The sequence below is a fragment of the Cereibacter changlensis JA139 genome (assembly GCF_003034985.1).
GTDB classification, from domain to species: Bacteria; Pseudomonadota; Alphaproteobacteria; order Rhodobacterales; family Rhodobacteraceae; genus Cereibacter; species Cereibacter changlensis.
This window is the reverse complement of sequence record NZ_PZKG01000082.1, coordinates 1-18,969: the sequence shown is the minus strand read 5'-3', so window position 1 is coordinate 18,969 and position 18,969 is coordinate 1. Positions and strand designations below refer to the sequence as shown.

At 68.5% G+C, this 18,969-nt stretch carries 17 protein-coding genes; 9 read left to right on the top strand and 8 right to left on the bottom strand.

Translation table 11 applies throughout. From position 1 onward, the window contains the following. Nucleotides 1-7: 7 nt before the first annotated feature. The gene (locus tag C5F48_RS15655; protein ID WP_258186515.1) at nucleotides 8-496 is read left to right on the top strand and encodes a periplasmic heavy metal sensor; all 489 of its coding nucleotides are present in this window, start codon (nucleotides 8-10) and stop codon (nucleotides 494-496) included. A 3-nt stretch (nucleotides 497-499) separates the two neighbouring features. Here the strand turns inward: C5F48_RS15655 and glgX are convergent, their stop codons facing one another. Then, complete coding sequence (gene glgX / locus C5F48_RS15650; RefSeq protein WP_107664824.1) at nucleotides 500-2,566, bottom strand: glycogen debranching protein GlgX; 2,067 nt, start codon at nucleotides 2,564-2,566, stop codon at nucleotides 500-502. Continuing rightward, nucleotides 2,563-3,801 (bottom strand): sugar phosphate nucleotidyltransferase, encoded by a 1,239-nt coding sequence (locus C5F48_RS15645; RefSeq protein ID WP_107664823.1) that lies wholly within the window; start codon nucleotides 3,799-3,801, stop codon nucleotides 2,563-2,565. Before C5F48_RS15645 ends, glgX begins: the two co-directional genes overlap by 4 nt. 219 nt (nucleotides 3,802-4,020) lie before the next feature. Between C5F48_RS15645 and C5F48_RS15640 the strand changes: the two genes are divergently transcribed. Next, nucleotides 4,021-4,920, top strand: a complete 900-nt coding sequence (locus C5F48_RS15640) for a PRC-barrel domain-containing protein (protein WP_107664822.1) — start codon at nucleotides 4,021-4,023, stop codon at nucleotides 4,918-4,920. 156 nt (nucleotides 4,921-5,076) lie between these two features. On the opposite strand, the gene C5F48_RS15635 is transcribed toward C5F48_RS15640, so the two are convergent. Continuing rightward, nucleotides 5,077-5,601 carry a PAS domain-containing protein gene (locus tag C5F48_RS15635; protein WP_107664821.1) on the bottom strand — a complete coding sequence of 175 codons (525 nt, stop codon included), beginning with the start codon at nucleotides 5,599-5,601 and terminating at the stop codon, nucleotides 5,077-5,079. A 78-nt stretch (nucleotides 5,602-5,679) separates the two neighbouring features. Here C5F48_RS15635 and C5F48_RS15630 point away from each other — a divergent pair, with 78 nt between their 5' ends. From C5F48_RS15630 to C5F48_RS15620, 3 genes are all read left to right on the top strand, one after another. After that, nucleotides 5,680-9,180, top strand: coding sequence for a chemotaxis protein CheB (locus C5F48_RS15630; RefSeq protein WP_107664820.1), 3,501 nt, complete (start codon nucleotides 5,680-5,682; stop codon nucleotides 9,178-9,180). Beyond that, nucleotides 9,161-9,529 carry a response regulator gene (locus C5F48_RS15625; RefSeq protein ID WP_107664819.1) on the top strand — a complete coding sequence of 123 codons (369 nt, stop codon included), beginning with the start codon at nucleotides 9,161-9,163 and terminating at the stop codon, nucleotides 9,527-9,529. The genes C5F48_RS15630 and C5F48_RS15625 overlap by 20 nt, the downstream gene beginning before the upstream one ends. 202 nt (nucleotides 9,530-9,731) lie before the next feature. Beyond that, nucleotides 9,732-9,986, top strand: coding sequence for a hypothetical protein (locus C5F48_RS15620; RefSeq protein WP_107664818.1), 255 nt, complete (start codon nucleotides 9,732-9,734; stop codon nucleotides 9,984-9,986). Here the strand turns inward: C5F48_RS15620 and C5F48_RS15615 are convergent. The 3 genes from C5F48_RS15615 to C5F48_RS15605 form a co-directional block, all read right to left on the bottom strand. Then, nucleotides 9,983-11,404 (bottom strand): UdgX family uracil-DNA binding protein, encoded by a 1,422-nt coding sequence (locus tag C5F48_RS15615; RefSeq protein ID WP_107664817.1) that lies wholly within the window; start codon nucleotides 11,402-11,404, stop codon nucleotides 9,983-9,985. The two genes, C5F48_RS15620 and C5F48_RS15615, sit on opposite strands and share 4 nt — an antisense overlap. Further along, nucleotides 11,404-12,627, bottom strand: a complete 1,224-nt coding sequence (locus C5F48_RS15610; RefSeq protein WP_107664816.1) for a putative DNA modification/repair radical SAM protein — start codon at nucleotides 12,625-12,627, stop codon at nucleotides 11,404-11,406. Before C5F48_RS15610 ends, C5F48_RS15615 begins: the two co-directional genes overlap by 1 nt. Nucleotides 12,628-12,696: 69 nt before the next feature. Next, the gene (locus C5F48_RS15605; protein WP_107664815.1) at nucleotides 12,697-13,692 is read right to left on the bottom strand and encodes a serine hydrolase domain-containing protein; all 996 of its coding nucleotides are present in this window, start codon (nucleotides 13,690-13,692) and stop codon (nucleotides 12,697-12,699) included. A gap of 140 nt (nucleotides 13,693-13,832) precedes the next feature. On the opposite strand from C5F48_RS15605, the gene C5F48_RS15600 reads away from it, so the two are divergent. The 4 genes from C5F48_RS15600 to C5F48_RS15585 all read left to right on the top strand — a co-directional run bounded on the left by C5F48_RS15600 (nucleotide 13,833) and on the right by C5F48_RS15585 (nucleotide 17,410). Beyond that, a complete protein-coding gene (locus tag C5F48_RS15600; RefSeq protein WP_107664814.1) occupies nucleotides 13,833-14,297 on the top strand; it encodes a MarR family winged helix-turn-helix transcriptional regulator in 465 nt (154 codons plus the stop codon). After that, nucleotides 14,294-15,412, top strand: a complete 1,119-nt coding sequence (locus C5F48_RS15595; protein WP_107664813.1) for an HlyD family secretion protein — start codon at nucleotides 14,294-14,296, stop codon at nucleotides 15,410-15,412. The genes C5F48_RS15600 and C5F48_RS15595 overlap by 4 nt, the downstream gene beginning before the upstream one ends. A 12-nt stretch (nucleotides 15,413-15,424) precedes the next feature. Beyond that, the gene (locus tag C5F48_RS15590; protein ID WP_107664812.1) at nucleotides 15,425-16,948 is read left to right on the top strand and encodes a DHA2 family efflux MFS transporter permease subunit; all 1,524 of its coding nucleotides are present in this window, start codon (nucleotides 15,425-15,427) and stop codon (nucleotides 16,946-16,948) included. 72 nt (nucleotides 16,949-17,020) lie between these two features. Beyond that, nucleotides 17,021-17,410, top strand: coding sequence for a GFA family protein (locus C5F48_RS15585; RefSeq protein WP_107664811.1), 390 nt, complete (start codon nucleotides 17,021-17,023; stop codon nucleotides 17,408-17,410). Nucleotides 17,411-17,557: 147 nt separating this feature from the next. Here the strand turns inward: C5F48_RS15585 and C5F48_RS15580 are convergent, their stop codons facing one another. Together C5F48_RS15580 and C5F48_RS15575 are read right to left on the bottom strand one after the other, a co-directional pair. Then, the gene (locus C5F48_RS15580) at nucleotides 17,558-17,980 is read right to left on the bottom strand and encodes a DUF1236 domain-containing protein (protein WP_245941416.1); all 423 of its coding nucleotides are present in this window, start codon (nucleotides 17,978-17,980) and stop codon (nucleotides 17,558-17,560) included. Between the two features lie 346 nt (nucleotides 17,981-18,326). Then, on the bottom strand, nucleotides 18,327-18,743 hold the full coding sequence (locus C5F48_RS15575) for a GNAT family N-acetyltransferase (protein WP_107664809.1): 417 nt from the start codon (nucleotides 18,741-18,743) through the stop codon (nucleotides 18,327-18,329). Nucleotides 18,744-18,969 lie beyond the last annotated feature (226 nt).

Below are 18,969 nucleotides of genomic sequence, written 5' to 3'. Positions count from 1 at the left end.
GGTCTGGATGCGCGTCGTGCTGGCGCTGTCGCTGACCTTGAACCTCGCGGTGCTTGGCATCGTCGGCGGCGCCGCGCTGCGCTCGCATGACGAACGCCGACCGGCGCCGGTGCGCGATCTGGGCTTCGGCCCCTTCGACAACGCGCTGACCCCCGAGGACCGCAAGGAACTGCGCCGCGCCTTCATGGACGACGGCCCCGACATCCGCAGCGCCCGGCGGGCGATGCGGCAGGATTTCGCGGCGATCCTCGAGGCGCTCAGGGCCGAGCCCTTCGACCCGGCGGCGTTGCAGCAGGTGCTCGACCGGCAGAACGCCCGCGGGGCCGAGATGCTGGCCTATGGCCAGAAGCTGATCTTCGAGCGGGTGGCGGCGATGGACCCGGAGGCGCGGCGCGCCTTCGCCGACCGGCTGGAGCAGAGCCTGACCCGCAAGCGCGGCCCCGACAAGCGGGAGCACCCGCGCGAGGAGACCCCGCGCGGGCACGGCGACGACTGAGGCTCAGCCGGCGACGAAGACCTGCACGCTCTGCCAGCCGGCGGGCACTTCGCCCTCGGCCGGCTCGTCGCAGGCGATGACGTCGCGCGACGTGTCGATCTTGCGGGTCCAGTTGCCCTCGGGCAGGGCGAAGGCGCCGTCGTCGCCGGTGTTGAACACCACCAGCATGTCGCGCGCCTCGGGCAGTTGCATCCGCATCGCGAAGAGGCCGAGCCCCTGGTCCTCCCAGTCGGCGGATTCCATCTCGCGCCCGGCGGGGTGGTGCCAGGTGGCGATCGGCGTCGCCTCGTGCGGCGCGTCCGGACCGGTGGCGAAGCGCGGGCGCGACAGCCCGCCGTCGGCCTTGCGGAAGGCGACGAGGTCGGCGACCGCCCGCATCAGCTCCGGCTTGGCCGCATCCCAGTCGAGCCATGCGATCTCGTTGTCCTGGCAATAGACGTTGTTGTTGCCGCCCTGGGTCTGGCCGAACTCGTCGCCGGCAAGGATCATCGGCACGCCCTGGCTGAGGAAGAGCGTGGCGAGCATGCCCTTCACCCGGCGCAGGCGGGCGTTGAGGATGCCTTCGTCCTCGGTCGGGCCCTCGGCGCCGAGATTGTGCGACAGGTTGTGGTCGTGCCCGTCGGCGCCGCCCTCGCCATTCGCGTCATTGTGCTTCTCGTTGTAGGACACGGTGTCCCACAAGGTGAAGCCGTCATGCGCGGCGAGGAAGTTGACCGAGCTGGTGGCCGGGCGGCGCGAGTGGCTGAACTGCACCGGCGAGCCGAGCAGGCGCTGCGAGGTTTCCGACAGCAGCCCCGGGTCGCGACGCCAGAAGGCGCGCAGGTCGTCGCGGGCCTTGTCGTTCCACTCGCGGAACGGCCAGGGGAAGCCGCCGACCTGATAGCCGCCGTCGCCGATGTCCCAGGGCTCGGCGATGAGCTTGACCGTGGATAGCACCGGGTCCTGCCGGATCGCGCCGAAGAAGGCGCCCTCGCGCTCGAAACCGTGCGGCTCGCGGCCGAGGGTGGAGGCGAGGTCGAAGCGGAAGCCGTCGACATGCATCACCTCGACCCAGTAGCGCAGGCTGTCGAGCACCATGCGCAGCACCATCGGATGCGCCATGTTCAGCGTATTGCCGGTGCCGGTGGTGTCGAAGCTGTGCCGCGGCTCCTCCGGCGAAAGCAGGTAGTAGCTGGCGTTGTCGATGCCGCGGAAGCTGAGCGTCGGGCCCTTCTCGTTGCCCTCTGCGGTGTGGTTGTAGACCACGTCGAGGATCACCTCGATGCCGGCGTCGTGGAAGCGCTTGATCGCCTCCTTCACCTCGCGCATCGCGCCCGACTTCAGATACTGGCGGTGCGGCGCGAAGAAGCAGAGCGTGTTGTAGCCCCAGTAGTTCGACAGGCCCTTGTCGGCGAGATGCTGGTCGTTGAGGAAGCCATGCACCGGCAGCAGCTCGATGGCGGTGACGCCGATCGACTTCAGGTGGTTGATGATCGGCTTCGACGCCAGCCCCTTGAAGGTGCCGCGATCGGCCTCGGGCACGTCCTGGTGCCGCATGGTCATGCCGCGCACATGCGCCTCGTAGATCACCGTGTCTTCCCAGCGGTGGCGCAGCGCCTTGTCGGCCTCCCAGTCGAAGGCCGGATCGACCACCACGGCCTTGGGCATGAAGGCGGCCGAGTCGCGCTCGTCCTTGACGGTGTCCTCCTCGCCCATCGGGTAGCCGAAGAGCGAGTCATCCCATTGCAGCTGGCCGCGCAGCTCGCGGGCATAGGGATCGAGCAGCAGCTTGGCGGGGTTGAAGCGGTGGCCTTCCTCGGGCGCGAAGGCGCCGTGGACGCGGTAGCCATAGGCCTGGCCGGGGCGGATGCCCGGCAGGTAGCCGTGCCAGATGCCGCCCTCCATGGCGGGCATTTCCAGCCGGTGGGTCTCTTCCTTGCCGGTCTCGTCGAAGAGACAGAGCTCGACCGCGGTGGCATTGTCGGAGAACAGCGCGAAATTCGTGCCCTCGCCGTCGTAATCTGCGCCGAGACGGTTCGGGTGGCCTGACTCTATGTCGAAAGCAAGGTCAGGTGTCGCGTGTTTGTTCATGCGGAGCGTCCCAGAAATGCATTGATATGCGGTGCGAAAATCGGTTTTCGGCGGTCTGCGCCGCGCCGGGCCAGCATGGCGGTGGTGATGAGCGTGGTGCCGCCCTCGGTCCGGCGGAACCAGCGCGCGTCTTCCTCGGGGTCCTCGCCCACCACCAGCCCCTCGGGAACCGAGGTGCCGGGGGCGACGATCGCCTTGGTGAGCCGCACCCCGGGCGCGAGCCGCGCGCCGGGCATGACGACGGTCTCGTCCAGCAGGGTCCAGCGACCGGTCTCGCCGCCGTTCCAGCGCGGCGCGCGCAGCGACAGGCCGCCGGCCTGCATCTGGTAGGCGAACTGGATCAGGTCGCCGGTGGCGGCGGAAAGTTCGTTCTGCGAGGGCATGCGGCGCTCGGGCAGGGCGCAGGGCGGCTCGGCCTGAAGGAATTCCAGCTGCGCGGTGCGATAGGCGTCCAGCGTGCCGACGTCGCGCCAGTAGAAGGCGCCGTCCTGCGCCGGGGCGCGATGGGCGAAGGCCACGCCCTGCGCCACCGCGCGGGGCAGGATGTCATGGCCGAAGTCGTGCGACGAGGCGGTCGCCGCATCCTCGCGCAGCGCCTGCACCAGCCAGTCGCGGGAGAAGACATAGATCCCCATGCTGACCATCACCTTGCCCGGCAGCAGCGGGTTCTGCGGCGCGTGCTTCGGCTTCTCGATGAAGCTGCGGATGCAGCCCTGCTCGTCGGCCAGCACCACGCCGAAGGCATGCGCCTCGGCGATGTCGACGGTGTCCACGGCCACGGTGACCTCGGCCCCCGAGGCGCGGTGGCTGGCGACCATCGCAGCATAATCCATCTCGTAGACATGATCCCCGGCCAGCACGACGATCTCGCGGGCGCCGCTGGCCTCGATCTCGGCGAGGTTGGCGGTGACCGCGGCGGCGGTGCCGGCATAGCCCTCGGGCCGCCCGGTCACCTTGCGGCCCTCGCGGATGTCGAGCCGGGTGAAGGAGGGGGCCCAACGGGCGGCGAGATGCTGGGCCAGCGTCTCGGGCCGGTACTGGGTCGCCACGATCATCCGCGTGAGGCCGGAGCGCACGGCATTGGCCATGGTGAAGTCGACGATCCGGCGGTTGCCGGCGAAGGGCAGGGCGGGCTTGCACTCGCGCGAGGTCAGCTCGTGCAGCCGCGAGCCCTGGCCGCCGGCCAGGAGGACGGTGAAGGCATCCGAGAGGTCGGGGGTTAGGGCTGCGGGCATGGGAAGACCTCTCGTCATGTAAAGTGTCGCGCGGAATGCTGCGCTCAGGAAACCGAGGGGAAGGCTGGTAGTTCCGGTGTCGCGAAGAGAATTTTCGTGGCGTGGCCGCGGCGCTTCCGTGGCGGAAAAGGTCGGCGGCGCGGAACCGCACCCGCCGATCAGCCGTTGTGATGCCGAGTGGGAAAACAGCCCGCCATATTGTCTTGAAGGAGTATCTCCATGAAATCCCTTATGCTTTCCACAGCCATTCTCGCAGCTTCGGCTTTTGTTGCCACCGCTCAGGAAACCGCCGCTCCGGCCACCGCCGACACTGCCGTGACCGCCGAGTCCGGTGACATGATGTTCCGTTCGGCCGCCGAGCCGATGGAGATCCGTGCCTCCGAATTCATCGGTATGCGTCTTTACAGCTCGGAAGCCGAAATCGACGCTGACGCCTACAACGGCATCCAGGAAGGCTGGGAGGACATCGGCGAGGTCAATGACGTGATCCTCAGCCGCGAAGGCGCAGCCGAGGCCGTTCTGGTCGACATCGGCGGCTTCCTTGGCATGGGCGAGCGTCAGGTCGCCGTCGACATGGGCGCGATCCGCTTCGTCGCCGATGACGCGACGGCCGAGGATCTGGACGATTTCTTCCTGGTGATGAACGCCAACAAGACCGATCTCGAAGGCGCGCCGGAATACATGAGCCCGAACGAGACCGCCGACGCTGAGGCCACCGCTCCCGCGGCGACGGACACGACGGCGACCACGATGGCCCCCGCCGCGACCGATCCGGCGATGGCTCCGGCCGGCGACGGCATGACCACCGACGCGATGACCCGCGAAGGCTATGTGGCGTTCGACAACGCGACGCTGACCGCCGAACGTCTGGAAGGCGCCACCGTCTATGACAGCACCGACGCCTCGATCGGCGACGTGAGCGAGCTGGTGCTCGACGCCAGCGGCCAGATCACCAACGCGATCGTCGACGTGGGCGGCTTCCTCGGGCTCGGCGCCAAGCCGGTGTCGCTGTCGCTGGACCAGCTGCAGATCCTGCAGCAAGACGGCGGCGACGACATCCGCGTCTACGTGCCGATGACCAAGGAACAGCTGGAAGGCCTGCCGACCTACGAAGGCTGAGTCTTCCCCTGATCGGACAATCCGGGCCCGCACCTCGTGCGGGCCCGCTTTCATTGAGGGGACATGCGAAAGCCGTCGCCCCGGGACTTCAGCGAGCGGAGCGGGGAGATGACGGCGGATGTCCGGCGCGGGACGGATGTTTACGGTTGGCGCGGCTCAGCGCTTGCGCTCCCAGGTCCGGATCAGCATCGCGGTCGCCTCGGCCAGGTGACGGCGCTGCGCCATCTGCAGCCGTTCGGCCTGCACGCCGATCCGGGTCAGGTCGTTCAGCAGCGTGTCGAGATGCGTCATCGCCTGCGGCTCCGCCCCCCAGGCCGCGCGCAGGATGAATTGCGAGCCGAGGTAATGCGTCGGCGCATCGGCGGGCCCGATCGGGTGCAGGAACAGCAGGTTGTTGAATGCGCTGCCGTCGCGCCGGACGTTGCGCAGCACCGCCTGCGCCTCGCGCCCCGCCGCCATCGCCTGCCGGATCTCGGCCCGCTCCTCCCGGTTGTCGCCGTCGCGCTGCAGGAACCGGCAGTTGCGCCCGAGGATCTCGGCCTCGGGATAGCCGGTCATGCTCAGGAACTTCGGGTTGGCCAAGACCAGCGGCTGATCGGGTTGGGTCATGTCGGACAGGGTCAGCGCGATGCCGGAGCGGTCGAAGACACTGCGAATCTTTTCGAATTGGCGGCGATCCACTCTACTTCCCCTCTGCTCTTGCCATTTGAGGGCACTTAAGGTCCACAGGTGGCCGCTTCCAGACGAAAGTTCCGTTCCATGTCGACTTCCGCCCCTCCCGCCCTTCCCGCCGACGAGCGCGCGCTGATCCTTCTGGGGGTCGGCGCCTCGGCGGGCGGGCTCGAGGCTTTCCAGGCGCTTCTGGGCGCGCTGCGGTCGACCGACGACTTCGCGCTGATCCTGGTGCAGCATCTCGACCCCGAGCACGAGAGCCTGCTGCCCGAGCTTCTGGCCAAGCGCACGCGGCTGCCGGTGCATTCGATCACCGACGGGATGCTGGTGGAGGCGGGCAACATCTATCTGATCCCGCCGGCCTATGGGCTGAACATCGAGGGCCGCCGGCTGCGGCTGGAAGCCTTCGAGACCCCGCGCGGGTTGCGCCGCCCGATCGACGGCTTCTTCGAGGCGCTGGGGCGCGAGCACGGGGCGAACGCGGCGGGGGTGATCCTGTCGGGCACCGGCAGCGACGGCAGCTATGGCGTGCGCGCCATCAAGGAGGCGGGCGGGCTGGTCTTCGCCCAGGACCCCAAGGACGCGAAATACGACGGCATGCCCCGGGCGGCGATCGCCACCGGCGCCGTCGACATGGTGCTGCCGGCGACCGAGATGATCTCGGTGCTGCGCGATTTCCACGACCGCGCCATGGGCATCACCCCGGCGATCGAGAGCGACGCCGAGTTCATCGAGAAGGTGGTGCGCAACGTGCGCTACCGCACCGGGCACGATTTCTCCGGCTACAAGAGCGGCACGCTGCTGCGCCGCATCGCGCTGCGCATGTCGGTGCTGGGGCTGACCCAGCCGGGCGACTACCTGCGCGCGCTGGTGCAGAATGGTGCCGAGTCCGAAAAGCTGTTCCACGACCTGCTGATCAACGTCACCAGCTTCTTCCGCGACCCGCGCGCCTTCGAGGCGCTGCGCCAGCAGGCCATCCCGCTGCTTTTGGAGGGCAAGAGCCGCAACGACGAGATCCGCGTCTGGGTGCCCGGCTGCTCGACCGGGCAGGAGGCCTACACAGTCGCGATGATCATCGCCGACGAGATGGACCGGATGGACCTGAAGCTGCAGCTTTCGGTTTTCGGCACCGACATCGACGAGGAGGCGCTGGCGGCGGCGCGGCGCGGGCATTACCCGAACTCCATCGCCAACGAGGTGCCGCACGAATTCCTCGACCGCTATTTCATCCCGACCCGCAACGGCTTCGAGGTGCGCGCCGACCTGCGCGACATGGTGCGCTTCTCGTCGCAGAGCCTGATCAAGGACCCGCCCTTCTCCAAGCTGGACCTCATCACCTGCCGCAACCTGCTGATCTACTTCAACCATGACCTGCAGGATCTGGCGCATCGCGTCTTCCACTATGCGCTGCGGCCTGGAGGCTACCTGCTGCTCGGCCCCTCCGAGACGGCGCGGACCGAGGGCGAGCTGTTCGTCGAGGTGGCGCAGGAGCACCGGCTCTACCGCCGCAACACCGCGCGGGCCAAGTCGCTGGACCTGCCGCGCAGCTTCCGCCCGCTCGGCAATCTGAACGAGACGCCCACGCCGGAGCGCGAGGCCGACGCGGTCTTTGGCCTGCCCGCACCGGTGGCCGAGGCAATGATCGCCCGGCACATCCCGCCCTTCCTGATCCTGAACGCGCATGACGAGGTGATCCGCGTCGGTCCCGGCGCCGACCGCTACGTGAAGCTGGCGGCGGGGACCACCTCGCTCGGGGTGCGCGGGCTGATCCTGCCGGTGCTGGAGCCGGCGCTGAAGCGGCTGCTGACCGGGGTGGCGCTGGGCAAGGGCCAGTTCCGCCAGACCCGGGTCGACGATCTTTCCGACGAACTGCCGGTCGGGCTGATGCTGGGGGCCGAGGCGCTGTCGAACGGCACGCGGCTGGTCACCTTCGCGGTGCCGCCCACGCCCGCCGACGCCGAGACCCGGATCGTGCTGGACGAGACCTATGTCAGCCAGCTCGAGGACGAGCTGGAGGATGCGCGCCGCATGGTGCGCACCACGGTGGAGGAACTCGAGACCTCGAACGAGGAGCTGAAGAGCTCCAACGAGGAAATGATGTCGATGAACGAGGAGCTCCAGTCGGCCAACGAGGAGCTTTCGACCACCAACGAGGAGTTGCAGACCAAGCTGTCGGAACTGGCCGAGGCCAACACCGATCTGGCGAACTTCATGGAATCGACCCAGATCGCCACGGTGTTCCTCGACCGCGACCTGCGGCTGCGCAACTTCACCCCCGAGGCGATGTCCTGGTTCAGCTTCGTCGATCAGGACCGCGGCCGCCCGATCACCGACATCGGCGCGCGGGTGGACATGGCGGCGATCGCCGCCGCCAGCCGCCGCGTCGCGCAGGATGGCGCGCCGGAAGAGCTGAACATGGTCACCGGCGACGGCACGGCCGAGGTGATCGTGCGGCTCGCGCCCTATCGCAGCGAGGCGGCAGGGCTCGGCGGGGTGACCTTCTCGCTGTTCGACGTGACCGCCGTCACCCGCTACGCCCGCGCCGCCGAGACCGCCAGCGCCGAGGCCAAGGCCAATGCCGACGAGATCGAGGAGCTCTATCTCAGCAGCCCCGGCGCCATGGGCATGGTGGACCGCGGCTACCGTTTCCTCCGCGCCAACCCGAAGCTGGCCCAGATCGGCGGCATCGACTCCTATGAGATCATCGGCCGCAGCATCTCCGAGGTCTGGCCGGAGCTTTCGGCCACGGTGATCGCCGCGATCCGCAAGGTGTTCGAGACCGGCCAGCCGGTGATGCGCACGGTGCTGCGCGGCGGGTCGGGCGGCGAGCCCGAGGCGCAGAAGGTCTGGGAGGTGGACTGGTATCCGCTGCACCGCAACGGCGCGGTGCGGGCGGTGGGCTTCAACGTCACCGAGGTGACGCGGCTTCTGGAACTGCAGGCCGACCTGCGCCGCATCATGCGCGAGCTGCAGCACCGGGTGAAGAACATGCTGTCCAACGTAATCGCGCTGGTGAACCGGGCGCGGCGCGAGGAGGGCGATCCGCAGGTGGTGCTGGACACGCTGGCGCAGCGCATCCGGGCGCTGGCCAACACCCACAACCTGCTGACGGCGGAGAACTGGGCCTCGACCTCGCTGCGCGACATCCTCGGGCTGGAGCTGATCAACGTCTACGGCGCCAGCCGCGTGGCGCTGCGCGGCCCCGAGATGCGGCTGAACGCGCGGGCGACGCTGAGCCTCGGCATGGTGGTGCACGAGCTGGCCACCAACGCCTCGAAATACGGCGCCTTCTCGCGGCCCGACGGCAAGGTCGCCGTCCGCTGGTCGCGGGTCGATGACGGCGAGGGCGAACAATTCGTGCTGCGCTGGGAGGAAAGCGGCGGTCCGGAAGTCTCCCCGCCGCAGCGCGAGGGCTTCGGCACACGGCTGATGCAGTCGATGGTCGAGGGAACCCTCGAGGGAATGATCGAGCCGCATTGGGAACCAGCGGGACTTCGCCTGGTTGTGTCGCTACCTTGGAATGCAGCAACTGAAGTGGACTACGATAGTGACCTGGACCCCCTCCGCCATGCGGATCCTCTACCTTGAAGACGAGGCGATCATCGCCATGGAGACGGTGGAAGTTCTGAAGGACATGGGGTTCACTGCGATAAACATGGCCTATTCCCTGCCGATGGCGGAGAAATTCATGGCCGAGGGCAAGCCCGACATCGCCCTGCTCGACGTGAACCTCAGCCATGGCCGCACCTCCTTCGAGCTGGGGCAGAAGCTGTTGGCGAAGGGCGTACCCGTCGTTTTCGCCACCGGCTACGCCAGCGCCTCGCTGCCGGCCGATCCTCGCGCAATGGTGATCGAGAAGCCGGTGACGCCCGCCATGCTGGAGCGGGCGCTGGAAGAGGCGGCCACGCGGGATGGCGCCGAGGCCGGCCAGGCCTGAGCGCCGGCGGGAACTCCGGGCGATCTGCAACGTTTCCCTCTCAACCCGAGGCAGTCCAGCCCCGGCCTGCCGAGGAGATCAAGATGCCTTTCGCCCTTCTTGCCGTCATCGCAACAACCTCGATCGTCACCGTCCTGCTCGCGACGCGCCGCCGTCCGGTTCCCGTGCGGGTGCCCGTGCAGGCAATCGCCAAGCGCCGCTGATGGACCGGCTCGCCATCCTCCTGACCATGCTGACCGGAGCGATGATCACCGGCACGCTGGTGGTCGTGTTCTTCAGCATGGGCTATTACGGCTGGGGCCCGGTGATCATCGCGGTGGTGATCGGCATGGTCGGGGCCTGGCCCTCGGCCTGGGGCATCTCGCGCCGGATCAAGCGCAAGGACCCCGGCTGGGACGAGACCCAAGTCGAAAAGGCGCCCTCGTCGATCCCGCGCCCCGGCGCGCCGGAGCTTTAAGCCAGGCTCGCCAGCGCCGTCTTCAGATCGTCGCAGAACCGTTGCCGCTCCGCCGCCTTCGCCTCTTCCGGCAGGCGCAGGATGTAGGAGGGGTGCACGGTGACGAAGACCGGCGTTCCGTCCGGCGCAGTCTCGAACTGCCCGCGCCGCTTCAGCAGGTTCGCCCCGGACCCGGTGATCGACAGGCAGGCCGTCGCGCCCATCGCCACGATCAGCTTCGGCTTCACCCTCTCCCGCTCCAGATCCAGCCACCAGCGGCAGGCCGTCACCTCGCCCGCGTCGGGCTTGGAGTGGATTCGCCGCTTGCCGCGCGGGGCGAACTTGAAGTGCTTCACCGCGTTGGTGACATAGACCTGACGGCGGTCGAGCCCGGCCTTTTCGGCCTCCTCGTCGAAGAGCTGCCCGGCCGGCCCGACGAAGGGCCGCCCCACCAGATCCTCGCGGTCGCCCGGCTGCTCGCCGACGATCATCAGCGCCGCATCGGGCGGGCCCTCGCCGAAGACGACCTGCGTCGCGGGGCCGTGGAGCGGGCAGCGGGTGCAGGCCTCGGCCTGCTGGTGCAGCTCCTCCAGCGAGCCCGCCGCCGCCTGTTCCGGCTGTGGCAGCATCCGCGCCACCGCCTCGCGCCGTTTCGGCGGCTCGGTGGGCATCCTGGCCTGCATCTCGGCGGCCCTGCCTTGGGCGCCCCGGATCAGCCCGGGGATCAGATCGGCCTCGGGCAGGTTCTTCCAGTATTTCTTCGGCATCTCGGATTGCATCGCCTTCACCATCAACCGGGCCGGGTTGAAGATGTTGGTGTAATAGGTCCGCCACAGAGCCTCGGTCGCATCCTCGGGCGGGCGGCTCTCGGCCTCGGTCTCGGTGAAGCTGAGCGCGCCGTCGATGAAATGCGCGGTGAGTTCGGGTGTGGCGATCACCCAGTCCATGTCGCCGAAGCGCTTGGCGAAGAAGGGCGTGCCCGCCTCGACGATGTGATGCTCAGGCTCGAACCAGGCGCCGAAGGCGCGGCGGCCCTCCTGCGGCGGCAGTTCGCGGAAGCGGACAAAGGCGTGCATCTTGTGGATGTCGCGCCGCACCGATTTCTCCTGCTCGAGGGTCTTGCGCATCGCCGGGTCGGCCCGGTCACCCCAGCGCAGCCGCCCCTCGGAAAGCGCCAGCAGCACCGCATAGCCGCGCGCGAAGCGTTCGGGGTCGGAGTGGCAGAGCGCGGTCTGCAGCCCCGAGACCGCCTCGCGCGGCAGGCGGATCTCGCGGGTGGGGCCGTCCAGCGGGGCAGGGGGGGCGGCGAAAAGATCGGCCTCTCCGTCGCCCACCCGCCATGTCACCGTCTCGGCGGGCACGCCATGCTGGGCCAGCTCGCGCGCCTCCTTGCGCCATGCGGCAACCGTGCCGAGCCGGGGCAGCACGACCGCGCGCATCAGAACAGGCTCAGCTGCTCGGGCGGCTTGACGAAGCGCGACCGCAGCGCCGCGTCATCGGTCAGCCCGCGGGGCGACCAGCCGGGGGTGGAGATGAAGGCCTTTGCATGTTTCATCACCGCGCCCATCGTCACCAGATGCTCGTAGCGCACCGCGCCGTGGCGGCGGGCGTCGAGGATGCGGGAGACGGTCTTGGCGCCGAAGCCCGGCACCCGCAACAGCATCTCGCGGCCGGCTCGGTTCACATCGACCGGGAAGGACTCGCGGTGCTGCAGCGCCCAGGCCGTCTTGGGATCGACCTCCAGATCGAGCATTCCGTCGCCGGCGATCTCGCCCACCTCGAAGCCGTAGAAGCGCAGCAGCCAGTCGGCCTGATAGAGCCGATGCTCGCGCAGGAGCGGCGGGCGGATCAGCGGCAGCATCTTGGAAGCGTCGGGGATCGGCGAGAAGGCGGAATAATAGACCCGGCTCAGCCCGTAATTGCCGTAGAGGTTGCTGGCATTGCCAAGGATCGCCGCATCGTCCGCCCCGTCCGCGCCGACGATCATCTGGGTGGACTGGCCCGCCGGGGCGAATTTCGCCTTGCGCTTGCCGGTATGCGTCACCTCGCGCGAGGCCTCGCGCTGCACCCGCACATCGGCCATCGCCTTGCGGATGCCGCGCGCCGATTTCTCGGGCGCAAGCTGGGTCATCCCGGCTTCGGTCGGCAGCTCCACGTTGATCGACAGCCGGTCGGCATAGAGCCCCGCCTGCTCGATCAGCTCCGGGGCGGCGTCGGGAATGGTCTTGAGGTGGATGTAGCCGCGGAAATTCTCGCGCTCGCGCAGGGTCTTTGCGATGCGCACCATGTCGGCCATCGTGTCATCCGGCGAGCGGATGATGCCGGAGGAGAGGAACAGCCCCTCGATGTAGTTGCGGCGGTAGAACTCCACCGTCAGGCTGACGACCTCATCGACCGAGAAGCGCGCGCGCTCGACCTGCGAGGAGACGCGGTTGATGCAATAGGCGCAGTCGTAGATGCAGAAATTGGTCATCAGGATCTTGAGCAGGCTGATGCAGCGCCCGTCCGGGGCATAGGCGTGGCAGATCCCGGTTCCGCCGGAGGAGCCGAGCCCCTTCCCGTCGCGGGAATCCCGGCGTTGCCCGCCACTCGACGCGCAGGAGGCGTCGTATTTGGCGGCATCGGAGAGGATCGCCAGCTTCTGGGAAAGGTCTCGCTTCATAAGTTCTTAATATGTTCCGGTTTTCGCCGTTTCAAGCACAGAAGGGGAACATCGGCGTGAAAGCGCAGGTCACGCGGCTTCGGGCACGATGGTTTCGCCGATCAGCCGCATCAGATCGCCGAAATAGCCCTCGCTGCGGGCGGGCTGCGTCGGGTCGGAGGTGATGACCACCGTCATCTCGCGCCCCGGCACGAGGCAGATGATCTGCCCGCCATAGCCGCGCGCCAGCGCGATGCTCTCGCCGCCCGCCTCGCCGACGAACCAGCCGTAACCGTAGCCCAGCCCCGAGAAGGGCGAGCGGGTCAGCGGCTGCAGTGACCGGCGCACCCAGTCGGCGCTGAGCACCCGCGTGCCGTCGATCGTGCCGCCCTGCCGGTACATCTCGCCGAAGCGCAGCATGGCGAGGGGCGACAGCGCCATCTCGTTGCCGCCGAGGTAGAAGCCCTGCGGGTCGCGCGTCCAGGGCGGGATCTCGACATTCAGCGGGTTGCCGATCCAGTCGCGGGCGAGCTCCAGCAGCGTGGCGTCGGCAGCCTCCGCCAGCGCCGCGCCGAGGATGTGGAAGCTGCCGGTGGAATAGAGCATCCGCCCGCCCGGCTCGGCGACGAAGGGCCGGGTCAGCGCGTAATCGACCCAGTTCCGGCTGGAGACCCAGGCGCCGTAATTGCCGCCCGAGGTCCGCTCAAGCCCGGCCTGCATGGTCACGAGGTTCTCCAGCGTCAGTGCGCCCACGCGCGGGTCGGCATCGTCCGGGATCAGGCCGGGGGCGACCTCGGCCAACGTGGCCTGCAGCCCCGGCACCACCTGCCGGTCGATGGCCGCGCCGGTAAGGGCCGCGACGATGGTCTTGGAAACGGATTTCACATTCACCGCCCGCTCCACCGCCGGGCCGCGCAGCGCCTCAGACAGCTGGATCTCGCCGCCGCGGGCGATGACGATGGCATGGAGCTGCGACAGGCTCTCGGCCGCGCGCAGCGTGGCGGCGAACCGGGTCTGGGCCTTCAGCCGAAAGGGCAGGGCGAGCGCCGGAACCCCGGCGAGAAAGGCGCGTCTGGCAAGCGGCACGGTGAACTCCTTGTCGAATGGGGAAGGAACTGCGGCTCGGGGCCGAGGGTTCAACGCGAACACGGATCACGTTTGCGAAATCTGCACCCGATGCTGCAACGCAGCTTGAAAGGTAAGCATGCTTATATTATGTCTCGCCCATGACCGACGCACCCAAACCTCTCGGCCTGCTGATGCATGATGCCGCCCGCGCGATCCGCAAGCGTTTCGAACAGCGCACCTGCGCGCTTGGCCTGTCCTCCGCCCAGTGGCGGCTGCTGGCCCATCTGTCGCGCGAGGGCCGCGCAGCCCAGGCCCGGCTGGCCGACCTGCTGGAGATCGAGCCGATCAGCGTCTCGCGCCTGCTCGACCGGATGGAGCAGGGCGGCTGGGTGCGGCGCGAGCCCGATCCCTCCGACCGCCGGGTGCGGATCATCGTGCCGACCGAAAAGACCACCTCGGCCTATGCCAGCATCAAGGCGACCGCCGAGGAGGTCTATGCCGAGGCGCTGGCCGGGGTGCCGGCCGAAAACCGCAAGATATTGATCGATACGCTTTGCGTGATCGTCTCCAACCTTTCCTCCGACGCCGATCCCGCGCCGCATTGCCCGAAGGCCGCCAAATGAATGCTTCCTCCTCAAAACCGCTGCAAGCCACGCCCGTCGCCGCCGATCCTGCCGGGGCCAAACCGGCGAGAGCCCGGCGCAGCCCGCTGCGCTGGCTCTTGATGCTGGCGCTGCCGCTGGCGCTGATCGTCGGCGGCACGGCCTACTGGCTGACCGGCGGGCGCTACGAGACGACCGAGAACGCCAATCTGCGCCAAGCCGTCGTCTCTGTCGCATCGGACCTGAGCGGGCGGGTCGTCGCGGTGAACATCGCCGACAATCAGGTGGTGAAGGCGGGCGACCTGTTGTTCAGCATCGACCCCGAGCCCTACCGGCTGGCCCTGGCCCAAGCCGAGGCCGCCGTGGCCGGGGCGCGGCTGCAGGTGGAGCAGCTGCGCGTCGGCTATGCCCAGGCGCAGGCCAATGCCATGCTCGCTGCCGATGACGCCGCCTACCAGGCCTCCGAGCTGGAGCGGCAGCGGGCGCTCTCGACCAAGGGCGTCGCCTCGGCGACCGCGCTGGACGACGCGCAGCACGAGGCGCAGCGCGCCCGTGAGCTGATGAGCGTGGCCGACCAGCAGGTCGCCAGCGCGCTCGCCGCGCTCGGCAACGACCCCCAGATCGCCACCGACAGCCATCCTACCGTCATGGCCGCCATCGCCGCCCGCGACGAGGCCGCCTACAAGCTGGGCCTGACCGAGGTGCGCGCCCCCGCTGATGGCGTGGTCTATCAGGCGGCCAGCTTCAAGCCGGGCCAGATGGTCGGCGCCGGGACGCGGCTGTTTGCGCTGGTCGAGACTGGCGATGTCTGGATCGACGCCAATTTCAAGGAGACCCAGCTGGCGGGCATCCGCGTCGGTCAGCCGGCCGAGGTGGTCTTCGACCTCTATCCCGACCAGCCGGTCGAAGCGGTGGTCGAGGCCGTGGGCGCCGGCACCGGGGCCGAGTTCTCGCTGCTGCCGGCGCAGAACGCCACCGGCAACTGGGTGAAGGTGACCCAGCGCGTTCCCGTCCGGCTGCGGCTGGCCGAGCCAACCGAGCTGGGTCTCGCCTCGGGGCTGAGCGCGGAAGTTTCAGTCGACACCGGCCGCAGCCGCAGCCTCGGCTTCACCTCGCACGCCGCCGCCCTGAACTGAGCAGGCAAGCCAATGACCGCCGAAACCCAACCCGAGGTGAAGCACCGCGGGCTGATCACCCTTTCGATCATGCTCGCCACCATCATGCAGGTGCTCGACACCACCATCGCCAACGTGGCGTTGCCCTCGATGACTGGCGACCTCGGCGCGTCGCAGGACACGATCAACTGGGTCCTGACCTCCTACATCGTCGCCGCGGCGATCATGACGCCGGTCACCGGCTGGCTGGCCGACCGGGTCGGCAAGCGCGAACTGTTCCTCGTCTCGATCGTCGGCTTCGTGATCTCCTCCATGGCCTGCGGTCTGGCCTGGAGCCTGCCCTCCATGGTCGGTTTCCGGCTGCTGCAGGGCGTGTTCGGCGCGGCCATCGTGCCGCTGTCCCAGACCTTCCTGCTCGACATCAACCCGCGCGAGAAGGCGGGGCAGGCGATGGCGCTCTGGGGCGCCGGGATCATGGTCGGCCCGATCATCGGCCCGACGCTGGGTGGTTGGCTGACGGAAAGCTACAACTGGCGCTGGGTGTTCTTCATCAACCTGCCGATCGGCATCGTCGCGCTGCTCGGCTGCACCGCTTGGCTGCCGCGCGCCGCCCGCCGCATCCGCCGCTTCGACTTCTTCGGCTTCGCGATGCTGTCGCTCGGCATCGGCGCGCTGCAGCTGATGCTGGACCGCGGCGCCGAGGTCGACTGGTTCTCGGCCTTCGAGATCTGGATCTACCTGTTCCTGACCCTCACCGGCTTCTGGGTCTTCGTCATCCACATCCTCGGGGCGGACAAACCCTTCCTCGAGCCGCGCATGTTCGCCGATCGCAACTTCGCCACCGGGCTGGTGTTCATCTTCGTCATCGGCATCATCCTTCTGGCCAGCCTCGCGCTGCTGCCGCCGATGCTGTCGCGGATCTACGGCTATCCGGTCATCACCACCGGCCTCGTCATGGCGCCGCGCGGGGTGGGGACGATGATCTCGATGCTGATTGTCGGGCGGCTGGTGCGCCGGGTCGACGCCCGGGTGCTGGTGACGATGGGTCTGGCGCTGACCGCGGCCTCGCTCCACCTGATGACCGGCTTCACGCCGCAGATGGACGACAGCCTGATCATCTGGTCCGGCGTCATCCAGGGCCTCGGGCTCGGCCTCGTCTTCGTGCCGCTCTCGACCGTGGCCTTCGCCACCATCGACCCGATGTTCCGCGCCGACGCCACCAGCCTGTTCAGCCTGGTGCGCAACATCGGCTCCTCCATCGGCATCTCGATGGTGACGGTGATGCTGACGCGGAACACGCAGATCAACCACGCCGAGCTGAGCACGTTCATCACGCCCTACAACCCGATGGTCGGCCAGGTCTCGCCCGAGGCCTTGCAGGGCTCGGCCGCGGCGCTGAGCCAACTCGACGGCATGGTGAACATCCAGGCGCTGATGATCAGCTACATCGACGACTTCCAGCTGATGATGATCATCACCCTCGCCGCTATGCCGTTGGCGCTCCTGCTGCGCAAGCCCGATGCCGGCGCCGCTCCGGTCGCGGTCCACGCGGATTGACGGCCTGCCGCTTGCCGGGCGGGGCGATGCCTGCCAGTCTGGAGGCGACAGGGGTGGACGGAGGCAAGGCGGATGCAGGTCACGGGAGGGTGCCGCTGCGGCAGGATCCGCATCACCTGCTCCGGGCAGCCCTACCGGATCGGGCTCTGCCATTGCCTCGACTGCCGCAAGCAGCATGGAGCGCTGTTCGCCGCCTCGGCGATCTTCCCCGAGACGGCCGTCACCATCGAGGGCGAGGCGCGCGGCTACGAGGGCCGGTTCTTCTGCCCCGATTGCGGCTCGCCGGTCTATGGCCGCAGCGGCGACGAGGTGGAGGTGAACCTCGGCGCGCTGGACGCGCCCGACCAATGGGCGCCGACCTATGAGCTCTGGACGATCCGCCGCGAAGCCTGGCTGCCGCCCTTCCCGCTGGCGCATCGCTATGAACGCGACCGGCAGGGCGGGGGCCGCCGCGAGGATTAGGCCGGCCCATCCCGCGCCGCTGCGCCCGCAAGGCTGGCCGAGGCATCGAGGTGATGGTCCGCCGGCGAGTGTCTTGCCGCAGGGACTGCCTTGAGACTGAAAAGGGGGCTCCTATGGAGCCCCCTTTGTCATCCGGCAGAGGGGAGATTACTGGATGATCTGGACGATGCGCCGGTCGACCGGGTTCACGATGACCGGCACGCCGTTGACATAGGCGTAGGAGTACTCGGTTTCGGGCACTTCCTGCAGCACGACGACGTCCGGCACGCCGGCGCCGACGACGAGATCGCCTTCCAGGTAGACCGGCTCCACCGGGTTGGTCGTGACATAGGTGGTCACGGTCTCACCCGGATCGAGAGCCGCGCCGCCGGTCACACCGATTGCGGCGCCGATGAGGGCGCCCACCGGGCCGCCGACCGCAGCGCCGGCCAGCGCGCCGGCTCCGCCACCGGCGAGGGCCGAGTTGCCGGTCGTGTCGGTCGTTTGCGTGACCGTCGTGGTTTGTGCCGAAGCGGCGCTAGCAATGAGAAGGGCAGTGGCCGTCGCAACGGCCGTCATCTTAAACAGCATGTCAAATTCTCCAAATTTTTGGTAATCCGCTAATCGAGCGTGAGGGCATAACTTCCGGAACGCAGGCGGGTTCCTCTTCTGCACGTCGACGGGACGGACCGTCGCCGTGAGGGGCGACGGCGCGAAGCGGGTGGGCATGCTGGTGATGGGACGCTGGGTGACCTGGAACAGGGGCTGGAGGGGCAGGGGAGAGCCTGGACCGACCCTGGGCGCGGCTGCTCTCGGCCAGCCCTGACAGGTTCGCGGGCGCGATCCTGATGCGCCCAGGGCCGCTCTCTGCAGATCTCGCCTTTCCCGGCATGACCGCATCCGGCCCTTCCCGCCATCCCTCCGAGGCGAGCCTCGGCTACTTGACCCGGTAAGCCATGCCGAGCGAGCGCGGCGCTGTTTCGGCAAAACCGAACTTCTCGTAGAGCCGGTTGGCCGGAACATCCGCGATCAGGCTGACATAGGCCGAAGCGGGCAGGGCGGTGGTGACGTGCTCCATCAGCGCCGCCATGATCGCCTTGCCGAGGCCGCGGCCCTGATGCTCCGGATCGACCGCGATATCGACCACCTGGAAGAAGCAGCCGCCGTCGCCGATTAGCCGGCCCATGCCGATGGCCTTGCCCTCGGCCTCCACGACCACGGAGAAGACGGTGCCCTTCAGGCCCTGCTCGGCCGCCGCCGCCGAGAAGGGGCTCAGGCCGGCGATGTCCCGCAGGCGCAGGTACTCCTCGACCGAGGGCGTGCGGGCGACGACTTCATGGGCGGGCTTGGTCACGGCGTCTTTTTCTCTCTTGCTGCTTCATGCCGGCAGGTGGGCAGGGGGCCAACCTGCACCGCCTGGTGATCCTGCGCCAGCCCCCAGGAACCCGACCTGCGCCGCGAGGGGGCGGGGAGCCCTGTCTGTCGGTCGCTTCCCACCTCGGAATGCGGGCGGAGAGGGGGTGACCCTGTCCGCCCGTCTCGTCAGCCCTTCAGGCGCAGATGCGCGTTTTCGAAGGGGA

Bases quoted from the DNA above. Each gene is read 5' to 3' on its own strand.
- C5F48_RS15615 (WP_107664817.1), bottom strand. From the start codon at position 11,404: ATGCGCGCGGTCGTGCTGCCCCGGCTCGGCACGGTTGCCGCATGGCGC.
- C5F48_RS15630 (WP_107664820.1), top strand. From the start codon at position 5,680: ATGTCGACTTCCGCCCCTCCCGCCCTTCCCGCCGACGAGCGCGCGCTG.
- C5F48_RS15585 (WP_107664811.1), top strand. From the start codon at position 17,021: ATGCAGGTCACGGGAGGGTGCCGCTGCGGCAGGATCCGCATCACCTGC.
- glgX (WP_107664824.1), bottom strand. From the start codon at position 2,566: ATGAACAAACACGCGACACCTGACCTTGCTTTCGACATAGAGTCAGGC.
- C5F48_RS15610 (WP_107664816.1), bottom strand. From the start codon at position 12,627: ATGAAGCGAGACCTTTCCCAGAAGCTGGCGATCCTCTCCGATGCCGCC.
- C5F48_RS15620 (WP_107664818.1), top strand. From the start codon at position 9,732: ATGGACCGGCTCGCCATCCTCCTGACCATGCTGACCGGAGCGATGATC.
- C5F48_RS15580 (WP_245941416.1), bottom strand. From the start codon at position 17,980: ATGCTGTTTAAGATGACGGCCGTTGCGACGGCCACTGCCCTTCTCATT.
- C5F48_RS15655 (WP_258186515.1), top strand. From the start codon at position 8: ATGCGCGTCGTGCTGGCGCTGTCGCTGACCTTGAACCTCGCGGTGCTT.
- C5F48_RS15595 (WP_107664813.1), top strand. From the start codon at position 14,294: ATGAATGCTTCCTCCTCAAAACCGCTGCAAGCCACGCCCGTCGCCGCC.
- C5F48_RS15645 (WP_107664823.1), bottom strand. From the start codon at position 3,801: ATGCCCGCAGCCCTAACCCCCGACCTCTCGGATGCCTTCACCGTCCTC.
- C5F48_RS15640 (WP_107664822.1), top strand. From the start codon at position 4,021: ATGAAATCCCTTATGCTTTCCACAGCCATTCTCGCAGCTTCGGCTTTT.
- C5F48_RS15625 (WP_107664819.1), top strand. From the start codon at position 9,161: ATGCGGATCCTCTACCTTGAAGACGAGGCGATCATCGCCATGGAGACG.
- C5F48_RS15600 (WP_107664814.1), top strand. From the start codon at position 13,833: ATGACCGACGCACCCAAACCTCTCGGCCTGCTGATGCATGATGCCGCC.
- C5F48_RS15590 (WP_107664812.1), top strand. From the start codon at position 15,425: ATGACCGCCGAAACCCAACCCGAGGTGAAGCACCGCGGGCTGATCACC.